This is a genomic window from Bradyrhizobium sp. WSM1743 (assembly GCF_000473065.1).
Taxonomy (GTDB): domain Bacteria; phylum Pseudomonadota; class Alphaproteobacteria; order Rhizobiales; family Xanthobacteraceae; genus Bradyrhizobium.
In genome coordinates this window covers 17,870-41,696 of sequence record NZ_AXAZ01000032.1, presented here as the reverse complement: position 1 = coordinate 41,696, position 23,827 = coordinate 17,870, and the positions used below count along the sequence as shown (strand labels likewise).

Below are 23,827 nucleotides of genomic sequence, written 5' to 3'. Positions count from 1 at the left end.
GAAACGAGGGATTTGCCTTGAGCTCTTCGACATCAGCGGCGCCGGTCGTCACCATCGGCAGGGTCAAGTTCGGTAATGATCTGCCGATCTCGGTCATTGCCGGGCCCTGCCAGCTCGAAAGCCGCCAGCATGCGCTGGAGGTCGCCTCCGCACTGAAGGAGATCGCGGCGCGGCTCAAGATCGGCCTCGTCTACAAGACCTCGTTCGACAAGGCCAACCGCACCAGCGCGGCGGCGACGCGCGGGCTGGGCTTGGCGCAGTCGCTGCCGATCTTCGCCGAGATCCGATCCTCGCTCGGCCTGCCGGTGCTGACCGATGTGCACGAGGCCACGCAATGCGCCGAGGTGGCGCAGGCCGTGGACGTCTTGCAGATACCCGCTTTCCTGTGCCGGCAGACCGATCTGCTGCTGGCGGCGGCCGCGACCGGCAAGGTCGTCAATGTCAAGAAAGGCCAGTTCCTGGCGCCGTGGGACATGGCCAACGTCGTGAGCAAGATCACGAGCAACGGCAATCCCAACGTGCTCGTCACCGAGCGCGGCGCGTCCTTCGGCTACAACACGCTGGTCTCCGACATGCGCGCACTGCCGATCCTGGCGCGCACCACCGGCGCGCCCGTGATCTTCGATGCCACCCATTCGGTGCAGCAGCCGGGCGGGAAGGGGACCTCGTCGGGCGGCGAGCGCGAGTTCGTGCCCGTGCTGGCACGCGCGGCCGTCGCGGTCGGTGTTGCCGGCGTCTTCATCGAGACCCATCCTGATCCCGATCACGCGCCCTCGGACGGGCCCAACATGGTGCCGCTGCGCGAGTTCGAGGGACTGATCGCCAGGCTGATGGCGTTCGACGCGCTCGCAAAGAATCCGCGCTGATGCAGCAAGACGAGGCGCGGCCGCACGATCACGGCTTGCCGGCAGCGCTCTACGTCATATCAGGCGCAAGCTTCGCCGCGGCTCTGTCGGCGCGCGCGCTCGATCCGGTGCTGCCGCACGTCGCTGAGGATTTCGGCGTCAGCATCGCCACCGCCGCCGGCTTTGCGGCGGTGTTCGCCTTCACCTTCTCGATCATCCAGCCGATCATCGGCGCCGCCGCCGACCTGTTCGGCAAGACCCGACTGATGATCGGTTGCCTCGCGCTGCTCGGCCTCGCCAACATCCTCGGTGCGCTCTCGAGCTCGTTCTCGTTGCTGTTCGTCACCCGCATTCTGGCTGGCATCGGCTCCGGAGGCGTGTTTCCGGTGGCGCTCAGCCTCACCAGCGATCTCGTCGGCCCCGAGAAGCGGCAGGTCGCGATCAGCCGCACGCTTGCAGGCGCCATGACCGGAAATCTGCTCGGCGCCTCGGCCTCCGGCCTGATCGGCGATTTCCTCGGCTGGCGCGGCGTGCTCGCGGTGCTCGGTGCGCTCGTGATCGTCGCCTCGATCGCCGTTGCGGCCGGCTTCAAGGGCGCCAAGGTCAAGCATCCGCCGAAGACCAGCCTGTCGGCGCTGAAGGCCGGCTATCGCACCATCTTCACCAATCCGAACGCCTATGTCTGCTACTCGGCCGTATTCATCGAAGGCTGCTGCGTGCTCGGCCTGTTTCCCTACATCGCCTCGTTCCTGTTCGAGCTTGGGCAGACCTCGCTGTCGATCGCCGGCATCGTCATCGCCGGCTTTGCGGTGGGTGGACTGCTCTACACGCTGACGGTGTCGCGCATGCTGCCGCGGCTCGGCGTCAAAGGCATGATGATCGCAGGGATGACACTCGTCGCCTCGCAGCTCGTCGCTGTCGCCTTCGGCCCGCGCTGGGAGATCCAGGCGCTCAATCTCATCGTGATGGGCTGGGGCTTCTACATGGCCCATGGCTGCCTGCAAGTGTTTGCCAGCGAGCTTTCGGTCGAGGCGCGTGCCACCGCGCTGTCGCTGCATTCGTTCTTCTTCTTCATGGGGCAGACGGTGGGGCCGCTCGCCTACGGCTTCGGCCTCCAGCACGGCGGCAAGGTGCCGACGTTGCTTGCGAGCGCCGCGATCATGGTGGTGCTGGGCCTCGTCTGCGCCCGGCTGCTCAAGCCGCGTGCACCGGCGGATGCGCGCTGACGTGCTTCGGTGACCCAAGCGGGCGTCGCTCCCCGCCACGACACCGTCGGCCCAGTATACATGGCACACGAATTGCTTCGATTCTGAGCAAATTGAGGTGTGAGACCGTGGACGTCCAGACCAGCCATTCGGCCAGCGCAGCCGGCACGCCCCGCTCGACCGGATATCTCACCAAGCCGCCGCTGCGACGTTTCCTGGCCGATTGCCACGCCGAATTCCGAGCCGACAATTCCGGCGAGCTTGCCGACTACATTCCCGAGCTGAAGCGCGCCAACCCCGATCATTTCGGCATCGCGCTCGTGACCATCGACGGGCATGTCTACGAGGTTGGCGACAGCGCCGTGCCGTTCACGATCCAGTCGGTGTCCAAAGCGTTCGTCTTCGCGCTGGCGCTGGAGATGGTCGGTGAGGCGCGCGTCGCGGCCACCATCGGCGTCGAGCCGAGCGGCGAAGCCTTCAACTCGATCCGGCTCACCAACGACAACCGCCCGTTCAACCCCATGGTCAATGCCGGCGCGATCGCCTGCTCGGGCCTGATCTACGACGTGGACGGGAAGGGCGCTTTCGAGCGCGTCCGCGCCAAGCTCAGCCAATTTGCCGGCCGCGACCTCGGCGTCGACGAGGCCGTGCACGCTTCGGAGACCGCGACCGGCAACCGCAACCGCGCCATTGCCTGGCTGCTGCGGAATTACGCGGTGTTGCCGGACGATGTCGACGCCGTGCTCGACGTCTATTTCCGCCAATGCGCAATCCTGGTCACCGCGCGCGACCTTGCGGTCATGGCGGCAACGCTCGCCAATCGCGGCATCAATCCGGTCACGGGCGTGCAGGTGATCACGCCGCACATCGTCGCGCGCACGCTATCGGTGATGACGAGCTCGGGCATGTACGACTATGCCGGCGAGTGGACCTATCGCGTCGGCATTCCCGCCAAGAGTGGCGTCGGCGGCGGCATCGTCGCGGCGCTGCCCTCGCAGCTCGGGCTCGGCACCTTCTCGCCGCTGCTCGACAACCATTTCAACAGCGTACGCGGTCTCAAGGTTTGCGAGGCGCTGTCGGCGCGGTTCGACCTGCACATGCTCAACCGAAACGCCGACGTCCGCACCAGCATCATGGCGGATTATGACATCTACGGCATCTCCTCGCGCCGCAGCCGTCAGCCCCATGAGCAGCAGATCCTCGACGAGCGCCATCGCGACATCCGCGTTCTCGAGCTGGTCGGCGCGATGAATTTCGGTACCATCGACTATGTCACGCGACGGCTCACCAGCGAGCCGCCGAACGCGCCGCTCCTGATCATCGATTTCCGCCGCGTTCCCGACATCACCGCGGCCGGTGCTGAGCTGCTCGGTGAGACGCTGACCGCGCTCGGCAACGCCGGCGTTACCACCATTCTGTCCGGCTTCGAGGAGACCTCCGCAGTGTGGACCGCGATCGCCGCACGCACGGCCGAGCCGCGCCGGCTGCGGCGCTTCGCGCTGCTCGATGACGCCATCGAATGGGCCGAAGACCAGGTGATCTACCGTTTCGGCGGCTTCACCGATTTCAAAGAGAGCGCACATCTCGGCGAACAGGCGTTGCTGGCCGAGCTCGACTCCGACGAGATCGCCGCCATCGTCAAGCTGTCGACCACGCGGCACTACGCGGCCGGCCAGCGCATCATCGCTGCTGGCGAACCCGCCAATTCGCTATTCTTTCTTCAGAGCGGCATGGTCAGCGTGAAGCTGCGCAGCGGCGTACGGCTTGCCTCGCTTGGCCCCGGCATGGAATTCGGCGAGATGGCGATCCTGGAACAAAGCCGCAGCGCCGACGTCTTCGCCGACACGCCCATCACCTGCCTCGAACTGCCGCTCGACAGCTTTGCCGACTATCGCCGCCTGCACCCGGAGACGTCGCTGAAGATCATGCGCAATCTCGCCGCGATCCTGGCGCGGCGGCTGGTGCTGGCAAACGCGAAGGTCGATCTGCTGAGCGCATATTAGAGGTTGGGCGCATTGATGCGCCTCACGGCTGACCGAAATTCCAGTCCGATCTTGCCGGGTGCCCGGTAAATATGCAACCCTCTGTTGCTCTCCAATCACACCGCAGGGGAAATCGCCGACTCATTCTGCGACGAAACCGGTTGTCGATGGTTCGACGGTGGCGAAGCAGCTAGATATTTCCTGTTTTGATTATCTGGCAATTGAGGGTGGCGCAGGGGCCCAGCGGGATTTCAATGATCGGGGCAGGCGGGGTTGGACTCACGCGTGGGGCCGTCTTAACTAGGGCTTTGTTGGCCGGCACAGCTCTTGCGACGGTTCTATTGCTGCCGTCCCTGGCGCGAGCGCAGGTCTGGCAGGACGGCGGGGTCGACAACGGCAATTACAACGAGCCGACCAATTGGTCGACAGGCACCGTCCCCGCCAACGCGGGCGAAACCGCGACCTTTTCCGGCACGGGCACGACGGCCGTCACCGTTACCCTTGGCCCCATCGTACCCCAGTCCTGGATTTTCGACGCTGCGTCCCCGGGCTACACGATAAGCGGTCAGGCGGTGAATTTTTTCAGCGGCATCACCAACAATGCCGTCGGCGTCGGCACTTTCATCTCGATCAGCAACAACATGACGGGCGCCACGATCTCGCAGGCAGGGTCGAGCCGGTTGACGCTGTCCGGCACCAACTCGTTCAACACCACCAGCGTGACCGCCGGAACCTTCATCAACACCGGCACTCTGAACACGTCGCTGACCAACAGTGCGATCTCCAGCAATCAAGGCACCCTGACCGGCGACATCACCAACACCGGCAATTTCTCCAACATTCCCGCCGGCGTCGTCTCCGTGACCACGATTGCCAACAACGGTGGCACGATCTTCAACAACGGCTCGATCACGACGACCGGCGGCACGACCAATTCCGGCACCTTCAACACGACGGGCACGGTCAACGGCGGGCTGACGAATTCGGGCACAGCCAACGCGAGGGGCGTGTTCAACGATGGCATCACCAACCAGGGCAGCGGCTCCTTCGCGCTGATCGGCGATCTCACCACCAATGGTGCGGTGACCAACAACGGGACGTCGACCCTGGCCGTGCAGTTCGGCAGCTTCACCGGCATCACGGCGCTCACGAACAATTCGACCTCGGCCACCGCGGTCCAGGTCTCGGCAGGCCGGACGCTGAGCGCGACCAGCATCGCCAACAACGCCGGCACCTTCACCAACGGCGGTACGGTAACGACGACTGCCGGGACGACGAACGCAGCCGGCGGCACCTTCACGACGACTGGAACGGTCAATGGCGGACTGACGAATTCCGGCACCGCGAACGCAGCCGGCACGATCAACGGCAACGTCGACCATCAAAGCGGTACTTTCACGGTGACCGGTGCGCTCACCGTCAACGGGACCCTGACCACCGGTACCACATCAGACCTTTTTGTCTCAGGCGGCGATCTCACCGTCACGACGCTGATCAACCAGTCCAATGCGATGATTCACGCGACATCAATCGATGCCGGCCGGGCGGTCAATGCGACGAACGTGACCAACAACGGCAATCTCGGAGTCACGGGAACGCTGAATGCGACAAACACTATCAGCAACGCCATCGGCGCCAATATTGTCGTCGACCCCACCGGGACGATCAATGGATCGATCAACGCCGCTGGCGGATACATCCAGCTCTATGGGACGATCAACGGCAACGCGACACTGTCCGGCAGTCTCGCTTCGATGAACACCTATGGCGGGAGCGTCACGGGACGGGTGGATCTGACGGTTGCCGGCGCGAATGTCTACTCGACCTCCGGCGGTGCGACCTACGGCTCGCTCGCAGGCGTTGCCGGCACCCAGCTGAATACGGGCGCGTTTGTCTTCACCGTCGGGGGCGACAATTCGTCCTCGACCTTCGCGGGATCCTTGACCGGGAGTGGCGCCTTCGTGAAGACCGGCTCCGGCATCATGAGCCTGACGGGCGACGGCAGCGCCTATACGGGCACGACCACGGTCAACGGTGGCACGCTCGTTGTCGATGGCTCGATGGCGTCATCGAGCCTCACCACGGTGAATGCGACTGCAGCGCTGGCCGGCATCGGCACGGTGGGGGCGCTCCAGGTCACCGCGGGTGGCATTTTCTCGCCGGGCGGTGCGGGCGGGCCGGGAACGTCCATGACCGTGGCAAGCCTCGCGATGCAATCAGGGGCCCTGTTCAGTGTTTTCGTCGATCCCGTAACCTCCAGCTTTGCCAATGTGACGGGAAGCGCAACACTTGGCGGCGCCACCGTCGGTGCGCATTTTGTCGCTGGCTCTTACGTCGCCAAGCAGTACACGATCCTGAATGCGGGCAGCATCAGCGGCCATTTCGATCCCATCGTGGCGAACACCGGCCTGCCGTCGGGCTTCCACACGACGCTGAGCTATGACACCACCCATGCCTATCTGAATCTTGCGCTGAACTTCGTGCCCCCGTCCGGCAATCTCAACGGCAATCAGCAGAACGTCGGCAACGCGATCATCAATTATTTCAACACCAACGGCACGATCCCGGTCGCGTTCGGCGGCCTTACGCCTAGCGGCTTGACGCAGCTCTCTGGCGAGGTGGGCAGCGCGCCCCAGCAGGCGACGTTCAATGCCATGAACCAGTTCATGGGCGTGATGACGGACCCGTTCATCGCCGGGCGCGGCGAGCCCATCAGCGCCGATGGTGCTTCGAACGCTTATGCCGACGAGAGCCTGGCTTATGCGGCAAAGAGCGCAGGTCACAGCAAGACCGAGCGCGATGCTTTTGCCGCGATCTACACCAAGGCGCCGGTTGCGCCCTCGTTCGAGCAGCGGTGGAGCGTCTGGGCAGCGGCGTTCGGCGGGGCGCAGCAAACCGACGGAAACACCGGCATCGGTTCGAACACCACCACCAGCAACCTCTACGGCACCGCTGTCGGCGCAGATTATCGCATCTCCCGCGATACGCTGGTCGGCTTCGCGCTTGCCGGCGGCGGCACCAACTTTACCGTGGCGAATGCGCTCGGTGGCGGCCGGTCGGACCTGTTCCAGGCCGGCGCGTTCTTCCGGCATGTCGTGGGGCCAGCCTACATCTCCGGCGCGCTGGCCTATGGCTGGCAGAATATCACGACCGATCGCACGGTGACGGTTGCCGGCGTCGACCGCCTGCGCGCCGAGTTCGATGCCAACACATATTCCGGCCGGCTCGAAGGCGGCTATCGCTTCGTGGCACATGGCGTCGGTCTCACGCCTTATGCGTCGGCCCAGTTCACCACCTTCGACCTGCCGGCCTACGCCGAGCAGGCGATCGTTGGCAGCAGCCAGTTTGCGCTGACGTACGGCGCCAGAACCGTTACCGACACCCGGACCGAGCTCGGCCTGCGCACCGATAAGGCCTTTGCTCAGGCCGACGGCATCGTCACGCTGCGCGGGCGGCTTGCCTGGGCGCATGATTTCAATCCGGACCGTGTCATTGGCGCCACGTTCCAGACGCTGCCCGGTGCGAGTTTCGTCGTGAACGGCGCGGCGATGGCCTCGGACTCGGCACTGGTGACGGGATCGGTCGAGAAGAAGTGGCTGAACGGCTGGTCGGCCGCCGGCACGTTCGAAGGCGAATTCTCGGGCGTCACGCGATCCTACGCAGGCAAGGGCATGGTGCGGTACGCGTGGTGAACGCAGGCTCGAGCTAGCCCGCCCCCGATAGGGCGCGACGCCTTGCTCGGACACCCAGAGGCCTTTCGGCACGCGGCCGGTCTGCCAGAACACGTCGATCGGGATGCCGCCGCGCGGATACCAGTAGCCGCCGATGCGTAAGAACTTCGGTCCCGGGGAGAAGCCGCAGCGCCGATGTGCTTGCCGACACGCCCGTGGTCTGTCTCGAACTCCACATCGGCGCTCACCGACGTCCGCTCTGCTTGCAGCACTGAACGCCCGAGCTGATCATCGAGCTATATCCGGCGGCCTTGTAAATCCCCCGTACTCCCGTTCGAGCAATCGGGCGAAGGCAAGGGTGGTGCGGTCCTCGTACAGGGGGCCGATGATCTGGACGCCGATGGGAAGGCCGGTCTTCGATTGCCCGGCTGGTATCACCGTTGCGGGCAAGCCAGGCGGCGTCGCGAGCGTTGCCCATACGATGAGGGACAAATAGGGGTGGTGCGCGCCGTCGATATCGATCGTGCGATCCTCCTGATCCGGCCTGTGATCGTGCGCGAATGCAGTCACGGCAAACGGCGGACAGAGAACCACGTCGAACTCCCTGAACAGACCGGTCCATTGCTGGCGCAGACGGGCACGCGCGATTTCCGCTGCCATCACCTCGTGGTGACTCAGCAGCGGCGCGCGCGTCCGCCAGGCCTTCAGACTGTCGTCATCCGGCTTCAGCGCTGCGACCTTCTCCTGAATCTCCTTGAAGAACTCGGGAGGGCGGCCGAACGCGGTGAAATTGCGCACCAGGCGGGTATGCAAGCGAGCGGACTCGGCGAGGTCGGGTAACAGCGAGCTGGATCGTGCGACCGTCGCACCTGTCGCTGCCAGTCGGTTCGCGAGTTGATCGATCGTGTCCCGTATCTCCTGCGCCACCGGCAAAAGAGGATGACTGTCGAGCACCAGAACGCGAAATTCCTTCAGCATATCGTGTCGCGGGGGAGGAAGTTGGAGGCGGTAGGCCGCAGCCTCATAGTCATCCGGTCCGGCGATGACATCCAATGCCAACGACAGATCAGCGGCAGTGCGGGCCATTGGCCCGCAGACGCCCATTCCATTAGTCAAATCGGTCCCCAGGGCCGGCGAGCGCGGCGGCGCATGGCCGCGCTGCGGGACCAGATTGAAGGTGGGCTTGTGGGCGAACACGCCGCACAGATGCGCGGGCACGCGCAGCGAAGCACTGAGATCGGACCCTAGCTCCAGCGGCACATAGCCGGCCGCCAGCGCGGCAGCCGATCCGCCGGATGAGCCGCCGGGCGAGCGCTTGAGATCCCACGGATTGTTCGTCGTCCCATAGATAGGGTTGGAACTTTGCCAGTCGGCAATGGATAAGGCGATATTGGTCTTGCCCAGGATCACGGCTCCCGCCGCCTTTAGCCGGGTGACCGCCACAGCATCTTCGGCGGCCCGCCAATCGCGGCCGGTCGGTAAACCCCACGTGGTCGGCAGGCCGCCGACGTTGAAGGACTCCTTGACCGTCATGGGGATTCCGAGCAGCGGCCGGCGCTCACCACGCGTGAGCGCGGCGTCCGCGTCGCGCGCCGCCGCGCGGGCCCGCTCGAAGTCACGGACGACCACCGCATTGACGCGGGGATCAAGGACCTCGATCCGGCCGATCGCGTGCTCGACCAATTCCGTTGCCGATATCTTGCGTGCATCGAGCAATGCTCGCAATTGGCTAACATTAGCATAAGCCAGGTCGCGCCCCGAAGGGGACGGCGGCAGGGCCGCCTGGCCGGAGGCCGGGCTCGGCGCTGTCTCCGCCAGGGTCACGATGGTACTGGCGGCCACCCCGAGAAACGAACGTCGGTCCATGGTCATGGCTGGCTCCCTTTGGCCGATCCCACGTGCCAATTCCCCTCGATTTGGATTAGCATTGCGGGCAAGCGTGACGACGGCATCGTCGCCGTGGGAAAGATTAGGCGCGCTGGCGCCGCGACACCCGAAAGAGCGCCGAATGAACGCCGAAATTGGCACGAAAACCAAACCAGGCACGGCTGGTGGAGACGAATTGAGCCCGGCTTCTCGCCGGCCTTCTCTTGGCACGCTTCATTTCGCCGGTTTTGACGTCGACCTGGAGCGCGGCGAATTGCGTGTCCGCGGCGATCCGGTCGCCTTGCGCCCGAAGAGCTTTGCGCTGCTGGTTCATCTCGCCCGTCATCCCGGCCGGCTGTTGAGCAAGGATGAGCTGGCGGACGCGGTTTGGCCCAATGTGGCGGTCACCGACGATTCCTTGGTCCAGTGCATCAGCGAGCTTCGAGCGGCACTGGGCGGCGATCAGCGGTTGATCAAAACCGTACCGCGCCGTGGCTATTTGCTGGACGCAACGTTCCTCGATGCGCCACCTGCTCTTGATGCGCCCGCCGGCGGGGAGAATGCCGCCCGCACGCAGGCCTCGTCGCCACTCGTGGCGGCGCGCAGCCGATCATTGCCGTGGCTGGTTGCACTCGGGATCGCTTGCACCGTCTCACTTAGCGCCGCGCTCTGGTTCGGGCTTCCACACCGGGGACAAACCGGCGGCCTCGTCAGCAAGAACACGATCACGATTTTGCCGCTCGCGGGTGTCGGCGGCGAAAACGCCGCCGACCTCGCCGAGGCCATTAGTGACGATCTCATGATCGAAATCTCGCGCCTGCCCGACACGCTCGTGATCGGACCTCCGATGGGGCCTGGGCCCGATAGCGATGCGTCGCAGCTCGGCCGCCGATTGCACGTTGCTTATGTTTTGAGTGGCAGCGTGCAGCGCCAAGGCGAAGCCGTCTCGATCGCCCTGAAGCTGCAGGCGAGTGCCACCGACGCAGTGGTGTGGTCGGGTCGGTTCGACTACGCTGAACAAGCCGGATGGAATTGGCGGCGCGACGTCTCCGCACGCATCGCCAATGAGCTGAAGGTCCGCATCGACGAGGCCGGACCGTCTTTTGAGAGGCCTTATGCCGGGCGCACCTTCGCAGCCATCGATCCGACGCTGCAGGGCTGGCGCTCGCTGAAGCGCATGCGCACGCAGGCGGAGGCGCAGCGGGCCCGGGCTCTGTTCGAGCAATCACTGCAACTAGATCCCGATTCCGCGTCTGCGTTGACGGGACTTGCCCTCAGTTACATCACAGAGGTGTTGGCCAGATGGAGCGAGGCGCCAGAGAGCCAAACCACGCTTGCGGCCCAGGCGATCGAACGATCATTGGCGCTCCAGCCCAATGATCCCCGCGCAAACTACGTGCGCAGCCTCGTATTGTCCGTGCAAGGTCGGATCGATGACGCGGAACAGGCCATCCATCGCGTGCTTGCGCTCTATCCGAACCAGCCGCGCGCGCTCCAGCGACTTGGCTTTCTGAAACTGCAACAAGGCCGTCCGGAAGAGGTCGCCGAGCCGGTCATGCTCTCGCTCCGTCTCGATCCCCTGGACTCCGAGCAGGTGAGCCGAGGCTACTTTACGCTCGGAATGGCCGAATTCCATCTGCACCACGACGATGTTGCCTACGCGCATATGCGCCAGGCGACGATCAGCAGTCCACAAAATGGCTTTGCCTGGCAATGGCTCGCCGCCATCGATGCGCTGCACGGGCGCAGCGAACAGGCCAAAGCCAACCTGATCGAGTATCAAAAACGTAGTCCGGGCCACACTGTCAGCAGCTTGAAAGCATCCGAGTACTCGCGCAACCCGGCGTTCTGGCTGGAGCGCAATCGCTTCTATGACGGTTTGAAGCTCGCCGGGCTGCCCGAATAGATACCGCTTGCGACGCTTGCTTGCCCCGCGGCATTGCGCGCTCACGCCCGAGGCTCAACCCCGCCCGCGATAGGGCGCGACGCCCTGTTCTGGCACCCACAGGCCTTTCGGCACGCGGCCGGTCTGCCAGAACACGTCGATGGGGATACCGCCGCGCGGATACCAGTAACCGCCGATGCGTAGCCATTTCGGCTTGATCTCGGAAGCGATGCGCTTGCCGATCAGGACGGTGCAGTCCTCGTGGAAGGCGCCGTGATTGCGGAAGCTCGCGATGTAAAGCTTGAGGGATTTCGACTCCAGCAGCCACGCACCCGGCGCGTAGTCGATCATCAGATGCGCGAAATCCGGCTGGCCCGTGACCGGGCAGAGCGAGGTGAATTCCGGCACGGTGAAGCGCACCAGGTAATCGGTGCCCTTTTGCGGATTGCGCACGCGGTCGAGCTGGGCTTCTTCCGGTGTGTGCGGCCACTCGACCGCGCGGCCGAGCTGAAGGGACTTTTTCGCCATCGTCGTCACATCCTGTTTTCGGATGCCGGGATGGACGCAAATGCCGCTGCCGTCAACCGGCGGCGATTGTCTGGATCATGACGATCCGATCGTTGCCGGACTCGCAGCCCCAGAGCTCGCCCGGCCTGCCGTCGAGCTGGCGCACGGCGGCATTCGCCTTGTCGCTGACGAAGACGTTGAACTTTTCAGTGGCAGGATCGAAGCGGACGATGGCATTGGCAGAGAAATCGCTCAGCCAGACCTTGTCCTTATCATCAACATAGACCGCGTAGGCGCGGGGGCGTTCGCCCGGCAGCTTCCAGGTCTTCCAGGAGCCGTCGGCGGGATCATGCACCGACACATGGCCGCTGTTCCACTCGCTGACCCAGATCCGGCCCTTCGAATCCGACCAAACGCGGCGTGAGCCCGCATTCGGTGTCGGCGGCTGCACGACGCCGGCATTGCCGGTCGCAAGATCGACTTTGGCGATGTAGCTGCCGGCAAGCGAGGCGTACCAGATGTCGCCCTTGGGCGTCACGGTGATGCCATAAGGCCCGATGCCCTTTGGTGCCTTGAAGACCGTCATCTCTCCGGTCTTCGGCACAAGCCGGCCGTAATAACCGGACTGTCCTGTGAACCAGTAGGTGCCTTGCTTGTCGAAGACGCCGGTGTTGAGATTGGCCTGCGCGAATTTCTCGGGGAGGCGGAACAGCGTCACCTTGAGATCGCCGGGGTCGACCCGCGCGATCGCGTTCTGGCCGCCCTCGGTGATCCAGGGGGCGCCGTCGGGCCCGATGGTCACGCCGTGCGGCGCTGCGCCCTGGCCGAGGCTGACGGTCTTGAAAGTGCCATCTCGTGGATCGAGCCTGCCGAGCAGGCCCTTACCCTGTGCGGTGAACCAGACCATGCCGTCAGGGGCGGGCGTGAGATCATGCAGGCCGATGCCCGGGCTGATGGGATAGTATTTTGTCCGGAACGGGCCTTCCTGCGCAAAACCTGGGCGGGCGGCGAACAGTGCAGCGCCCGAAGCGAGAAACTGGCGGCGATTCATGGCGTTACCCCGACTGTTTCAGATTGAGGTTGGGCACGCGGACCAGATGCGGTCGAGCATAATCTGAGGCGCTTCACGCGTCAGTCGAAGCGGCTCGTCCAAGCGTTCACATTTGCTTGCGGCCCGTGTAAGACCCGCGGCACCGATCAGCCCTAACGAACGGAAGTAGACATCATGACCGCCATCATCGACATCATCGGCCGCGAAATTCTCGATAGCCGGGGCAATCCCACCGTCGAGGTCGATGTCGTGCTGGAGGACGGCGCGCTCGGCCGCGCCGCGGTGCCGTCCGGCGCCTCCACCGGCGCCCATGAGGCCGTGGAACTGCGCGACGGCGACAAGGCCCGCTATCTCGGCAAGGGCGTGACCAAGGCGGTCGGCGCCGTCAATGGCGAGATCTTCGAGGCCCTGAGCGGCCTCGACGTCGAGCAGCAGGCCCAGATCGACCAGATCATGATCGACCTCGACGGCACGCCGAACAAGAGCCGGCTGGGCGCCAACGCCATTCTTGGCGTCTCGCTGGCCTGCGCCAAGGCGGCCGCGAACTCGCTCGACATGCCGCTCTATCGCTACGTCGGCGGCACCTCCGCGCGCCTGTTGCCGGTGCCGATGATGAACATCATCAATGGCGGCGTGCACGCCGACAACCCCATCGACTTCCAGGAGTTCATGATCCTTCCCGTCGGCGCATCCTCTTTCGCCGAAGGCCTGCGCTACGGCGCCGAGGTGTTCCACACGCTGAAGTCTGAATTGAAGAAGGCAGGCCACAACACCAATGTCGGCGACGAGGGCGGTTTCGCCCCGAATCTGCCGTCTGCGGACGCGGCGCTCGACTTCGTCATGAACGCGATCGGCAAGGCCGGCTTCAAGGCGGGCACCGACATCATGCTCGGCCTCGACTGCGCCTCGACCGAGTTCTTCAAGGACGGCAAATACGTCTATGAAGGCGAGGCCAAGACCCGCTCGATCTCTGAGCAGGCGAAGTATCTTGCCGATCTGGTCGCGCGCTATCCGATCGTGACCATCGAGGACGGCATGTCGGAAGATGACATGGAGGGCTGGAAGGAGCTCACCGACCTGATCGGCAAGAAGTGCCAGCTGGTCGGCGACGATCTCTTCGTCACCAACGTCAAGCGTCTCGCCGAAGGCATCAAGACCGGCCGCGCCAACTCGATCCTGATCAAGGTCAACCAGATCGGCACGCTGACCGAGACGCTGGCCGCCGTCGAAATGGCGCACAAGGCCGGCTACACCTCGGTGATGTCGCACCGCTCGGGCGAGACCGAGGATTCCACCATCGCCGATCTCGCGGTCGCCACCAATTGCGGTCAGATCAAGACCGGCTCCCTTGCGCGGTCCGACCGAACCGCCAAATACAACCAGCTCCTGCGCATCGAGCAGCAACTCGGCAAGCAGGCGCTCTACGGCGGCAAGGCGGCACTGAAGGCGCTGGCATAAGCCGGCGCCTCGGCCGGGGAAAAGATGGACAGGGGAGGATCGAAATGAGCGACGGCAAGTCGGGACTGGAACTGCGTTCGCTGCTGAAGAAGAGCGGCGAGCTGGAATTGTCTCTCGTGAACGTCCCGACGCCGGAGCCGGCCGATGATGAGGTCGTGGTTCGCGTCGAAGCCACCCCGATCAACCCATCCGACCTCGGGCTCCTGATCGGGGCAGCCGACATGGCGGCCGCCAAGGCCTCCGGCACCAAGGAGATGCCGGTCATCACCGCCACGATGCCGGAGGCGGCGATGCGGACGATGGCGGCCAGGTTCGATCAGTCACTGCCGGTCGGCAATGAGGGCGCCGGCACGGTGATCCGGACCGGCTCGTCGGACGCGGCGAAAGCGCTGATGGGCAAGACGGTGTCGATGATCGGCGGAGCAATGTACACGCAGTACCGCGTGCTCAAGGTCCGCGACGTCATGGAGCTGCCGGCGGGCACCACGGCGGCGGACGGTGCCTCCTGGTTCGTCAATCCACTGACAGCACTCGGCATGACCGAGACGATGCGGCGGGAGAATCACAAGGCGCTCGTGCACACGGCCGCCGCCTCCAATCTCGGCCAGATGCTCAACAAGATCTGCATCAAGGACGGCATCGGCCTCGTCAACATCGTCAGGAGCAAGGAGCAGGCTGACATCCTGCACAAGATCGGCGCCAAATACGTCGTGGATTCCAGCGCGCCGAGCTTCATGGACGATCTCACCAACGCACTGGTCGAGACCGGCGCCACCATCGCCTTCGATGCCATCGGCGGCGGCAAGCTGGCGAGCCAGATTCTGACCGCGATGGAAGTTGCGGCCAACAAGACCGCGAAAGAGTACAGCCGCTACGGCTCCAACGTGTACAAGCAGGTCTACATCTATGGCAGCCTCGACACGCGGCCGACGGAGCTGAACCGCTCGTTCGGCCTCTCCTGGGGCGTCGGCGGCTGGCTGCTCACGCCATTCCTTCAGAAGATCGGTCCGGCCGAGATCGGCCGCCTGCGCCAGCGCGTGGCGTCCGAGCTGAAGACCACCTTCGCCAGCCACTACACCAAGGTGGTGTCGCTTGCCGAGGCGCTCGATCCCGCCAACATCGCGGTGTACGCCAAACGCGCCACCGGCGAAAAATTCCTCATCAACCCAAATAAATAATCCTGATGTGCGACGGCACGTCACCGAAGGAAGGTCTTGCCTTCTGAGCGAAGCCGGAGATTATTCCGCCGCCATTTGAAGCGGAAAAACCGCAAGGCGCTCAGAAGGGACTTTCCATGACCGATCTCAATCGCCGTCACCTGCTCGCAGGCGCGGCCGCCATGGGCGCGGCTGCCATTACCGGGCTTGGCCCCATCACTGCCAACGCCTCAGTGCCGCCAGCCGGGACGCAGGCGCCGGGCTTCTACCGCTACAAGGTCGGCAGCTTCGAGTGCACCTCGATCAATGACGGCGCGCGCACCTTCCCGATGCCGGACAAGTTCGTCGCCAACATTCCGAAGGACGAGGCTCTGGCCGCAGGCGAGGCGGCTTACATGCCGAAGGGCATGGTCAGGGTGCCGTTCAACCCGCAGCTCATCAACACCGGCTCCAAGCTCGTGCTGATCGATACCGGCAACGGCATTGCGAATTTCGAGGCGAGCAAGGGTGCGGTCGGCCGCACCTTGCAAAACCTTGCTGCCGCCGGCGTCGACCCGAAGAACATCGACGTCGTGCTGCTGTCGCATCTGCATCCCGACCATACCAACGGCATCCGTCTCGCCGATGGCGCGCTGGCCTTCCCGAATGCAGAGATCATGGTGCCGGGCAAGGACTGGGAGTTCTGGACCAGCGAGGACAATGCCGCCAAGGCCGAGTCCAACCCGATGATGAAGAACTACTTCGCCAATGTGAAGAAGACCTTCGCCGGCCTCGAGTCCAAGGTGACCAAGTACGAGTGGGGCAAGGAGGTCGCGCCCGGCATCACCTCGATCGCGACACCCGGCCATACGCCGGGGCACACCTCGTTCGCGGTCGCCTCTGGCGATGCCAAGGTGCTGATCCAGTCCGACGTCACCAACATCCCCGAATTCTTCCTGCGCAATCCGGACTGGCACGTGATGTTTGACAACGATGCCGCGATGGCGCAGGCGACGCGCCACAAGTTCTACGATTTGGCGGCAGCGGAGAAGGCGACCGTCATCGGCTTCCACTTCGCCTTCCCCTCGGTCGGCCATGTGGAGAAGGACGGCGCCAAATATCGCCTGATCCCGTCGGCGTGGAATCCGACGATCTGATTTGATTTGCAGACTTGCGCGAACGTTCGGGCCGCCGCTTGGCGGCCCGATTGTTTTGGAATCGTAGCCTGGATGGAGCGCAGCGAAATCCGGGACCTCTGTCGCTTGTGGCAAGACCCCGGATTTCGCTGTGCGCTCCATCCGGGCTACCGGCCACTTTCGCGAAACACAGCGTTTCCAAATCGAGCCAGTCCATGCACTTGCATCTATCGGCCCTGATGCCTTAAGTGCTTTCCCGGTATTCCCGCTCAAGCCTCAAGGACACTCAATGGCCTACAATATCGTCGTGATCGCCGGCAGCCTGCGCAAGGACGGCTTCTCGCTCAAGATCGCCAATGCGCTCGCCAAGCTCGCGCCTGGCTCGCTCAAGCTCGAGGTCATCACGCCGGCGGGCATCTCGTTCTTCAACCAGGACCTCGAGGGCGCGCCGCCCGCGGACTGGCTCGCCTTCCGCGAGAAGCTCCAGAAGTCGAACGGCGTCCTGTTCGTCACGCCCGAATACAACCGCTCGATCCCGGGCGTTCTCAAGAACGCCATCGACGTCGCCTCGCGGCCCTATGGCAAGAGCTCGTTCCTCGGCAAGCCGGTCGGCATCATCTCCAACTCGCCGGGGCCGCTCGGCGGCGTCAGCGCGGCCAAGCATCTGCAGACCATCCTGCCGGGCATTTCCGGTCCGATCCTCCAGCAGCCGGAGATCTACCTCAACGGTATCGGCGACGCCTTCGACGCCGACGGCAACCTGACCAAGGACTCGCTCAAGTCCGTGCTGCTGCAATACATCGAAGCCTTCGCTGCGCACGTGTCGAAACATCAAGGCTAAAAGGGTGGCGTCATTCCGGGGCGTGCGGAGCATCGAACTATGGTGCGCAATTGCGCACCTGAGAATCTCGAGATTCCGGGTTCGGCTCTTCGAGCCGCCCCGGAATGACCTCTATCTTGGAATTAGCACTCCCTTAACCAACCTGTCCCATCTTCCCAGGATGGTCTCCCGCGCGCGCCTGAAATCGATCCTGACCGGTCTTGCCCTCTACGCGATGGCGGCGGCGATCGTCGGCTATTTCGGCATCAACGCCTATACCGGCAAATACGGCCTCAACGCCCGCCAGGAGCTCGACCAGGAAATCATCGCGCTGACCAGCGAGCTGGCCCAGCTCAAGCGTGAGCGCGCCAGGAGCGAGCAGCGGGTGTCGCTGCTGCGGTCCGAGAAGATCGACCCCGACATGCTGGACGAGCGGGCGCGCTTCCAGCTCGATTATGTCAATCCGCGCGATCTCGTTCGGATGATCCCGGCGAATTAGCACATCCGCAGCTTTCGAAAGCGGCACCAAAAGCCGCTGCCGAAACCGATGCTCCTGCGAAGGTCGTAAGCCCGGAACCGGGCGGACACCTTGACGGCAGCACCGTCGCTGGCACATGGCTTCTATGGTGCATGCCGAAGTTGACGCAGATCAACCGGGCAGCACCGGCACGTTCTAGACTGCCCTCCGGAGGAAACAGTGGTGAATGGGTCAATGCCCCGGCATCACGCGGCCCGCGTCGAGGCCGCCATCGCGTCAGGCCAGGCGGCTCGGTCCGCGCTCGTGGCCTCGTGGCGCCGTTCCTCGAGATTGCATCATCTCGATCCCGGTGGCCACAGCGCGCCGATGCGGCTGACGGAAGCTGAGCTGCACCAGGCGCGCGAGCGCATCGCGCCGCTTCTGGCCGCCACGCAAGGCGCGATGGATCGGCTTTATCAGGCCGTCGGCGCCGCCGGCTGCTGCGTGCTGCTCGCCGACCGCGATGGCGTGCCGGTCGATCGTCGCGGCACGGTGGCGGACGATGCGACGTTTCAGTCTTGGGGCCTGTGGACCGGTGCGCTCTGGAGCGAGGAGCATGAGGGCACCAACGGCATCGGCACTTGCCTCGTCGAGCAGCGTCCATTGACGATCGATCGCGACCAGCACTTCTTTGCCCGCAATACGCTGCTGAGCTGCACGGCCGTTCCGATCTACGACCATGAAGCGGCGCTCGCGGGCGTGCTCGACGTCTCCTCCTGCCGCGCCGACCGCACCGACGCCTTCGCCAGCCTGATCGCTTTGGCGGCGGGCGAGGCGGCCAAGCGGATCGAGGCCGACCTGTTTCGAAAGGCTTTTGCCCATACCCGTATCGTGCTGACGCAAGCTGCGGATGGAAGTTGCGGCGGTCTCGTTGCGGTCGATGCGGACGACCTCGTGATCGGCGCCACCCGCTCCGCCCGGGTGGCGCTCGGAATCGCGCCCGGCCGGGCCTTGCAGCCGGTGCCTGCCGCCGACCTTCTCGGCGGCGATACCGCGCGCGATCACCTTGCCGGCGGCCAGCGCGCGGTGTTGCAGCGCGCGCTGCTCCGCGCCGGCGGCAATGTCTCGGCAGCTGCCAAGGCTCTCGGCGTCAGCCGCGCCACGTTGCACAGGAAGCTGAAGCGGTTCGAGCTGAACCACTGAGCCGCGCTATCTCCTCGATCGTCATTGCGAGCGCAGCCAAGCAATACAGAGTCCTTCCGCGGAAAGATTCTGGATTGTTTCGCTGCGCTCGCAATGACGATGTGGAAACCGCAGGCGCCCCAATCGCCCCTTGCTTGTAGCGGGCCAGTGCGACTGTCGCAGAACTGCGACAGGTCGGCCCCGCCATCGCTTCCCGCCGGGCTGACAGACAACACCTCCCACGACATCGTCGGCGCAAGTCGCGGGCCACGCGACGAATTGCGCAAACAGCAAACATCGGGAGTGATCAATGAACAAGGTGGAATTCCTCAGCGTCACCAAAGTTCCCTTTGCCGAACGCTACGACAATTTCATCGGCGGCAAGTTCGTGGCGCCGATCTCGGGCAAATATTTCGACAATGCCTCGCCGCTGACCGGCCAGGTCGTCTGCAAGATCGCGCGGTCCGACGCGCAGGACGTCGAGGCGGCGCTCGACGCGGCGCATGCCGCCAAGGCCGCCTGGGGCCGCACCAGCGTCGCCGAGCGCGCCGCGATCCTGAACAAGATTGCCGATCACATGGAAGACAATCTCGAGCGCCTTGCCATCGCCGAGACCTGGGACAACGGCAAGCCGATCCGCGAGACCCGCGCCGCCGACCTGCCGCTCGCCATCGACCATTTCCGCTATTTCGCCGGTGTCGTCCGCGCCCAGGAAGGCTCGATCGGCGAGATCGACCACGACACCATCGCCTATCATTTCCACGAGCCGCTCGGCGTGGTCGGCCAGATCATTCCCTGGAACTTCCCGCTGCTGATGGCGTGCTGGAAGCTCGCGCCGGCGCTCGCTGCCGGCAATTGCGTCGTGCTCAAGCCCGCCGAGCAGACCCCGGCCTCGATCATGGTCTGGGCCGAGATCATCGCCGACATCCTGCCGCCTAGCGTGCTCAACATTGTCAACGGTTTTGGCCTCGAGGCCGGCAAGCCGCTGGCGTCCAGCCCGCGCATTGCCAAGATCGCCTTCACCGGCGAGACCACGACGGGCCGGCTGATCATGCAGTACGCCAGCCAGAACCTCATCCCTGTTACGCTGGAGCTCGGCGGCAAATCGCCGAACATCTTCTTCAAGGACGTCACCGCCGAGGACGACGACTTTTTCGACAAGGCGATCGAAGGCTTCGTCATGTTCGCGCTGAACCAGGGCGAGGTCTGCACCTGTCCGAGCCGGGCGCTGGTCCACGCCGACATCTACGACCGCTTCATGGAGCGGGCGCTGAAGCGCGTCGCAGCGATCAAGCAGGGCGATCCGCGCGATGCCATCACCATGATCGGCGCCCAGGCCTCCAGCGAGCAGCTGTCCAAGATCCTCTCCTATATCGACATCGGCAAGCAGGAGGGCGCCAAGGTGCTCGCCGGTGGCGGACGCGCCGAGCTCGGCGGCGATCTCGCCGGCGGCTTTTACGTCCAGCCGACCGTGTTCGAGGGTCACAACAAGATGCGAATCTTCCAGGAGGAGATTTTTGGCCCCGTCGTCTCAGTCACGACCTTCAAGACCGACGAGGAGGCGCTCGCGATCGCCAATGACACGCTCTACGGCTTAGGTGCCGGCGTCTGGAGCCGCGATGCCAATCGCTGCTACCGCTTCGGCCGGGCGATCCAGGCCGGCCGGGTCTGGACCAACTGCTATCATGCCTATCCCGCGCATGCGGCCTTTGGCGGCTACAAGCAGTCGGGCGTCGGTCGCGAGACCCACAAGATGATGCTCGATCACTACCAGCAGACCAAGAACCTCCTGGTCAGCTACAGCCCGAAGAAGCTCGGCTTCTTCTGATCGAGGATGTCGCACTCAGGAGGTCGTTATGCCCGGGCTTGTCCCGGGCACCCACGTCCTTCGTGCCGCGGGGCGAGGCGTGGATGGCCGGGCCTTCGCCACGCCGAAACGGCTTCGGCCGCGCAGGCGGGACAAGCCCGGCCATGATGCTGCGGAAACGTCAGTCCTTCTTGACGTGGTCACGAATCTCCGAGTGCGGCAGCCCTGCATCGATTTGTTGCCCGATCAGCGCCAAAGATTTTCCAATATTTCGATCACGTTGCAGTGCGGCATAATGAAAGTCGTGCCATGCCGCCGCGGTGCTTTCGCGCGCGATTGAGTTGGGTTAGAGAGGGCGAAAGTTTTCTCTGACCCGGAATTCCTATGGCCGCACCCAAGAAAGCCGCCGCAAGCACTCCACAGGACAAGACCGACGGCGGTTCGCCACCGGAATTCACCAGGGAGCAGGAGCTCAAGGCGCTCCGCGACATGCTCCTGATCCGGCGGTTCGAGGAAAAGGCCGGCCAGCTCTACGGCATGGGCGCGATCGGCGGCTTCTGCCACCTCTATATCGGCCAGGAGGCCGTGGTGGTCGGCATGCAGATGGCCCTGAAAGAGGGCGATCAGGTCATCACCGGCTATCGCGATCACGGCCACATGCTCGCCACCGGCATGGACGCCAACGGCGTCATGGCCGAGCTCACGGGCCGCCAGGGCGGCTATTCCAAGGGCAAGGGCGGCTCCATGCATATGTTCAGCAAGGAGAAGCACTTTTACGGCGGCCATGGCATCGTCGGCGCCCAGGTCTCGCTCGGCACCGGTCTCGCGTTCGCCAATCACTATCGCGGCAACGGCAATGTCAGCGTCACCTATTTCGGTGACGGCGCGGCCAACCAGGGCCAGGTCTATGAGAGCTTCAATATGGCCGAGCTCTGGAAGCTGCCGGTGATTTTCGTCATCGAGAACAACCGCTACGCCATGGGCACCTCGGTCTCGCGCGCCTCCGCCCAGCAGGATTTCTCCAAGCGCGGCGCCTCCTTCAACATTCCCGGCAAGCAGGTCGATGGCATGGACGTCCGCGCCGTGAAGGCTGCGGGCGAGGAGGCGGCGGCCTGGTGCCGTGCCGGCAAGGGCCCCTACATCCTGGAGATGCAAACCTACCGCTACCGCGGCCATTCGATGTCCGACCCTGCAAAATATCGCACGCGCGAGGAGGTCGAGAAGGTCCGCCACGACCAGGATCCGATCGAGCAGGTGCGCAACCGCCTGCTGGACGCCAAGGTCAGCGAGCAGGATCTGAAGGCGATCGATGCCGAGGTACGCGATATCGTCAACGCGTCCGCCGACTTCGCCCAGCATGATCCCGAGCCGGATGCCGCCGAGCTTTGGACCGACGTTTACCGCTGAACGCGCGCAAGCTTTCTTTTGGAGAAGATATGCCAATTCAAGTGCTGATGCCCGCGTTGTCGCCCACGATGGAGAAGGGCAACCTCGCCAAATGGCTGAAGAAAGAGGGCGAGCCGATCAAGTCCGGCGACGTCATCGCCGAGATCGAGACCGACAAGGCGACGATGGAGGTCGAGGCGACCGACGAAGGCACGCTCGGCAAGATCCTGGTCCCCGAGGGCACCGCCGACGTCGCGGTGAACACGCCGATCGCAACGATTCTCGCTGACGGCGAGAGTGCGGCTGATCTTGCGAAAGCACCTGCACCGGCCGCGAAGGCTGCGGAGTCCGCGCCGCCCGCCGCTGCAAAGGCCGAAGCGCCTGCGCCCAAAGCCGCGCCAGCGCCGCAGGTCGTTGCCGAACCCGAGCCGGAAGTCCCCGCCGGCACCGAGATGGTGACGCAGACCATCCGTGAAGCCTTGCGCGACGCCATGGCCGAAGAGATGCGCCGCGACGCCGATGTGTTCGTGATGGGTGAAGAGGTCGCCGAATATCAGGGCGCCTACAAGGTTACCCAGGGCCTGCTGCAGGAGTTCGGCGCCAAGCGCGTGATCGACACCCCGATCACCGAGCATGGCTTTGCCGGCGTCGGCGTCGGTGCCGCGATGACCGGATTGAAGCCGATCGTCGAGTTCATGACCTTCAACTTCGCCATGCAAGCGATCGACCAGATCATCAACTCCGCGGCCAAGACGCTCTATATGTCCGGCGGCCAGATGGGCTGCTCGATCGTGTTCCGCGGGCCCAACGGCGCGGCCGCGCGCGTTGCCGCCCAGCACAGCCAGGACTATTCGGCCTGGTACTCGCACGTTCCGGGGCTCAAGGTGGTCGCGCCCTATTCGGCGGCCGATGCCAAAGGTCTTCTGAAGGCTGCGATCCGCGATCCCAACCCGGTGATCTTCCTCGAGAACGAGGTGCTCTACGGCCACACCGGTGAAGTGCCCAAGCTCGACGATTTCGTGATCCCGATCGGCAAGGCGCGCATCGTGCGCGCAGGGACGCACGTCACCATCATCTCCTGGTCGAACGGCATGACCTATGCGCTCAAGGCCGCCGACGAGCTCGCCAAGGACGGCATCGAGGCCGAGGTGATCGATCTGCGCACGCTGCGCCCGATGGACACCGAGACCATCATCAACTCCGTCAAGAAGACCGGCCGCGCCGTCACGGTGGAAGAGGGCTGGGCCCAGAGCGGCGTCGGCGCCGAGATCGCCGCGCGCATCATGGAGAACGCCTTCGATTATCTCGACGCGCCGGTGACCCGCGTCTCCGGAAAGGACGTGCCGATGCCCTATGCGTCGAACCTGGAGAAGCTCGCGCTGCCTTCGGCGGCAGAAGTCGTCGAGGCCGCAAAAGCCGTTTGCTACAGGTAG

17 protein-coding genes and 1 pseudogene are annotated in these 23,827 nt (G+C 64.4%); 14 read left to right on the top strand and 4 right to left on the bottom strand.

The genetic code is table 11. The annotated features are described in order from the left end of the window. The first annotated feature begins 17 nt into the window (after window positions 1-17). The 4 genes from kdsA (at window position 18) to YU9_RS45890 (ending at window position 7,724) form a co-directional block, all read left to right on the top strand. Complete coding sequence (gene kdsA, locus YU9_RS0119665) at window positions 18-866, top strand: 3-deoxy-8-phosphooctulonate synthase (protein WP_027574365.1); 849 nt, start codon at window positions 18-20, stop codon at window positions 864-866. Further along, window positions 866-2,071, top strand: a complete 1,206-nt coding sequence (locus tag YU9_RS0119660; protein WP_027574364.1) for an MFS transporter — start codon at window positions 866-868, stop codon at window positions 2,069-2,071. The genes kdsA and YU9_RS0119660 overlap by 1 nt, the downstream gene beginning before the upstream one ends. Window positions 2,072-2,178: 107 nt before the next feature. Further along, window positions 2,179-4,053, top strand: a complete 1,875-nt coding sequence (gene glsA / locus YU9_RS0119655) for a glutaminase A (protein ID WP_027574363.1) — start codon at window positions 2,179-2,181, stop codon at window positions 4,051-4,053. Between the two features lie 320 nt (window positions 4,054-4,373). Further along, complete coding sequence (locus YU9_RS45890) at window positions 4,374-7,724, top strand: autotransporter domain-containing protein (RefSeq protein WP_245266446.1); 3,351 nt, start codon at window positions 4,374-4,376, stop codon at window positions 7,722-7,724. A gap of 18 nt (window positions 7,725-7,742) precedes the next feature. Here YU9_RS45890 and YU9_RS45885 read toward each other — a convergent pair. Then, window positions 7,743-7,874, bottom strand: a pseudogene (locus tag YU9_RS45885) (NADPH-dependent 7-cyano-7-deazaguanine reductase QueF); the annotation flags it as partial. 117 nt (window positions 7,875-7,991) lie between these two features. Further along, on the bottom strand, window positions 7,992-9,575 hold the full coding sequence (locus YU9_RS0119645; protein ID WP_245266445.1) for an amidase: 1,584 nt from the start codon (window positions 9,573-9,575) through the stop codon (window positions 7,992-7,994). Between the two features lie 136 nt (window positions 9,576-9,711). Between YU9_RS0119645 and YU9_RS0119635 the strand changes: the two genes are divergently transcribed. Then, window positions 9,712-11,475, top strand: coding sequence for a transcriptional regulator (locus tag YU9_RS0119635; RefSeq protein ID WP_198028270.1), 1,764 nt, complete (start codon window positions 9,712-9,714; stop codon window positions 11,473-11,475). A gap of 54 nt (window positions 11,476-11,529) precedes the next feature. On the opposite strand, the gene queF is transcribed toward YU9_RS0119635, so the two are convergent. Further along, the gene (gene queF, locus YU9_RS0119630) at window positions 11,530-11,982 is read right to left on the bottom strand and encodes a preQ(1) synthase (protein WP_036017561.1); all 453 of its coding nucleotides are present in this window, start codon (window positions 11,980-11,982) and stop codon (window positions 11,530-11,532) included. Window positions 11,983-12,034: 52 nt separating this feature from the next. Further along, the gene (locus YU9_RS0119625) at window positions 12,035-13,012 is read right to left on the bottom strand and encodes a lyase (protein ID WP_027574357.1); all 978 of its coding nucleotides are present in this window, start codon (window positions 13,010-13,012) and stop codon (window positions 12,035-12,037) included. A 174-nt stretch (window positions 13,013-13,186) separates the two neighbouring features. On the opposite strand from YU9_RS0119625, the gene eno reads away from it, so the two are divergent. The 9 genes from eno to YU9_RS0119580 all read left to right on the top strand — a co-directional run bounded on the left by eno (window position 13,187) and on the right by YU9_RS0119580 (window position 23,827). Continuing rightward, the gene (gene eno / locus YU9_RS0119620) at window positions 13,187-14,470 is read left to right on the top strand and encodes a phosphopyruvate hydratase (protein ID WP_027574356.1); all 1,284 of its coding nucleotides are present in this window, start codon (window positions 13,187-13,189) and stop codon (window positions 14,468-14,470) included. Window positions 14,471-14,514: 44 nt separating this feature from the next. Continuing rightward, entirely contained in the window at window positions 14,515-15,648 is a 1,134-nt protein-coding gene (locus tag YU9_RS0119615; protein ID WP_027574355.1) for a zinc-binding dehydrogenase, read from the top strand. Between the two features lie 116 nt (window positions 15,649-15,764). Beyond that, entirely contained in the window at window positions 15,765-16,763 is a 999-nt protein-coding gene (locus tag YU9_RS0119610) for an MBL fold metallo-hydrolase (protein ID WP_027574354.1), read from the top strand. Window positions 16,764-17,031: 268 nt separating this feature from the next. Then, a complete protein-coding gene (locus tag YU9_RS0119605) occupies window positions 17,032-17,583 on the top strand; it encodes an NADPH-dependent FMN reductase (RefSeq protein WP_027574353.1) in 552 nt (183 codons plus the stop codon). A 160-nt stretch (window positions 17,584-17,743) separates the two neighbouring features. Beyond that, window positions 17,744-18,061 carry a septum formation initiator family protein gene (locus YU9_RS0119600; RefSeq protein ID WP_027574352.1) on the top strand — a complete coding sequence of 106 codons (318 nt, stop codon included), beginning with the start codon at window positions 17,744-17,746 and terminating at the stop codon, window positions 18,059-18,061. Window positions 18,062-18,262: 201 nt separating this feature from the next. Beyond that, window positions 18,263-19,222 (top strand): GAF domain-containing protein, encoded by a 960-nt coding sequence (locus YU9_RS0119595; protein WP_027574351.1) that lies wholly within the window; start codon window positions 18,263-18,265, stop codon window positions 19,220-19,222. A gap of 289 nt (window positions 19,223-19,511) precedes the next feature. Next, on the top strand, window positions 19,512-21,029 hold the full coding sequence (gene adh, locus YU9_RS0119590) for an aldehyde dehydrogenase (protein WP_027574350.1): 1,518 nt from the start codon (window positions 19,512-19,514) through the stop codon (window positions 21,027-21,029). A 363-nt stretch (window positions 21,030-21,392) separates the two neighbouring features. Next, window positions 21,393-22,415, top strand: coding sequence for a pyruvate dehydrogenase (acetyl-transferring) E1 component subunit alpha (pdhA, locus tag YU9_RS0119585; protein WP_027574349.1), 1,023 nt, complete (start codon window positions 21,393-21,395; stop codon window positions 22,413-22,415). 29 nt (window positions 22,416-22,444) lie between these two features. Beyond that, window positions 22,445-23,827, top strand: a complete 1,383-nt coding sequence (locus YU9_RS0119580) for a pyruvate dehydrogenase complex E1 component subunit beta (RefSeq protein ID WP_027574348.1) — start codon at window positions 22,445-22,447, stop codon at window positions 23,825-23,827.

Excerpts from the sequence above, each read along its gene's own strand:
- YU9_RS0119660 (WP_027574364.1), top strand. The coding sequence starts at position 866 with ATGCAGCAAGACGAGGCGCGGCCGCACGATCACGGCTTGCCGGCAGCG.
- YU9_RS0119645 (WP_245266445.1), bottom strand. The coding sequence starts at position 9,575 with ATGACCATGGACCGACGTTCGTTTCTCGGGGTGGCCGCCAGTACCATC.
- YU9_RS0119635 (WP_198028270.1), top strand. The coding sequence starts at position 9,712 with ATGAACGCCGAAATTGGCACGAAAACCAAACCAGGCACGGCTGGTGGA.
- queF (WP_036017561.1), bottom strand. The coding sequence starts at position 11,982 with ATGGCGAAAAAGTCCCTTCAGCTCGGCCGCGCGGTCGAGTGGCCGCAC.
- YU9_RS0119625 (WP_027574357.1), bottom strand. The coding sequence starts at position 13,012 with ATGAATCGCCGCCAGTTTCTCGCTTCGGGCGCTGCACTGTTCGCCGCC.
- eno (WP_027574356.1), top strand. The coding sequence starts at position 13,187 with ATGACCGCCATCATCGACATCATCGGCCGCGAAATTCTCGATAGCCGG.
- YU9_RS0119615 (WP_027574355.1), top strand. The coding sequence starts at position 14,515 with ATGAGCGACGGCAAGTCGGGACTGGAACTGCGTTCGCTGCTGAAGAAG.
- YU9_RS0119610 (WP_027574354.1), top strand. The coding sequence starts at position 15,765 with ATGACCGATCTCAATCGCCGTCACCTGCTCGCAGGCGCGGCCGCCATG.
- YU9_RS0119605 (WP_027574353.1), top strand. The coding sequence starts at position 17,032 with ATGGCCTACAATATCGTCGTGATCGCCGGCAGCCTGCGCAAGGACGGC.
- YU9_RS0119600 (WP_027574352.1), top strand. The coding sequence starts at position 17,744 with ATGGTCTCCCGCGCGCGCCTGAAATCGATCCTGACCGGTCTTGCCCTC.
- adh (WP_027574350.1), top strand. The coding sequence starts at position 19,512 with ATGAACAAGGTGGAATTCCTCAGCGTCACCAAAGTTCCCTTTGCCGAA.
- pdhA (WP_027574349.1), top strand. The coding sequence starts at position 21,393 with ATGGCCGCACCCAAGAAAGCCGCCGCAAGCACTCCACAGGACAAGACC.
- YU9_RS0119580 (WP_027574348.1), top strand. The coding sequence starts at position 22,445 with ATGCCAATTCAAGTGCTGATGCCCGCGTTGTCGCCCACGATGGAGAAG.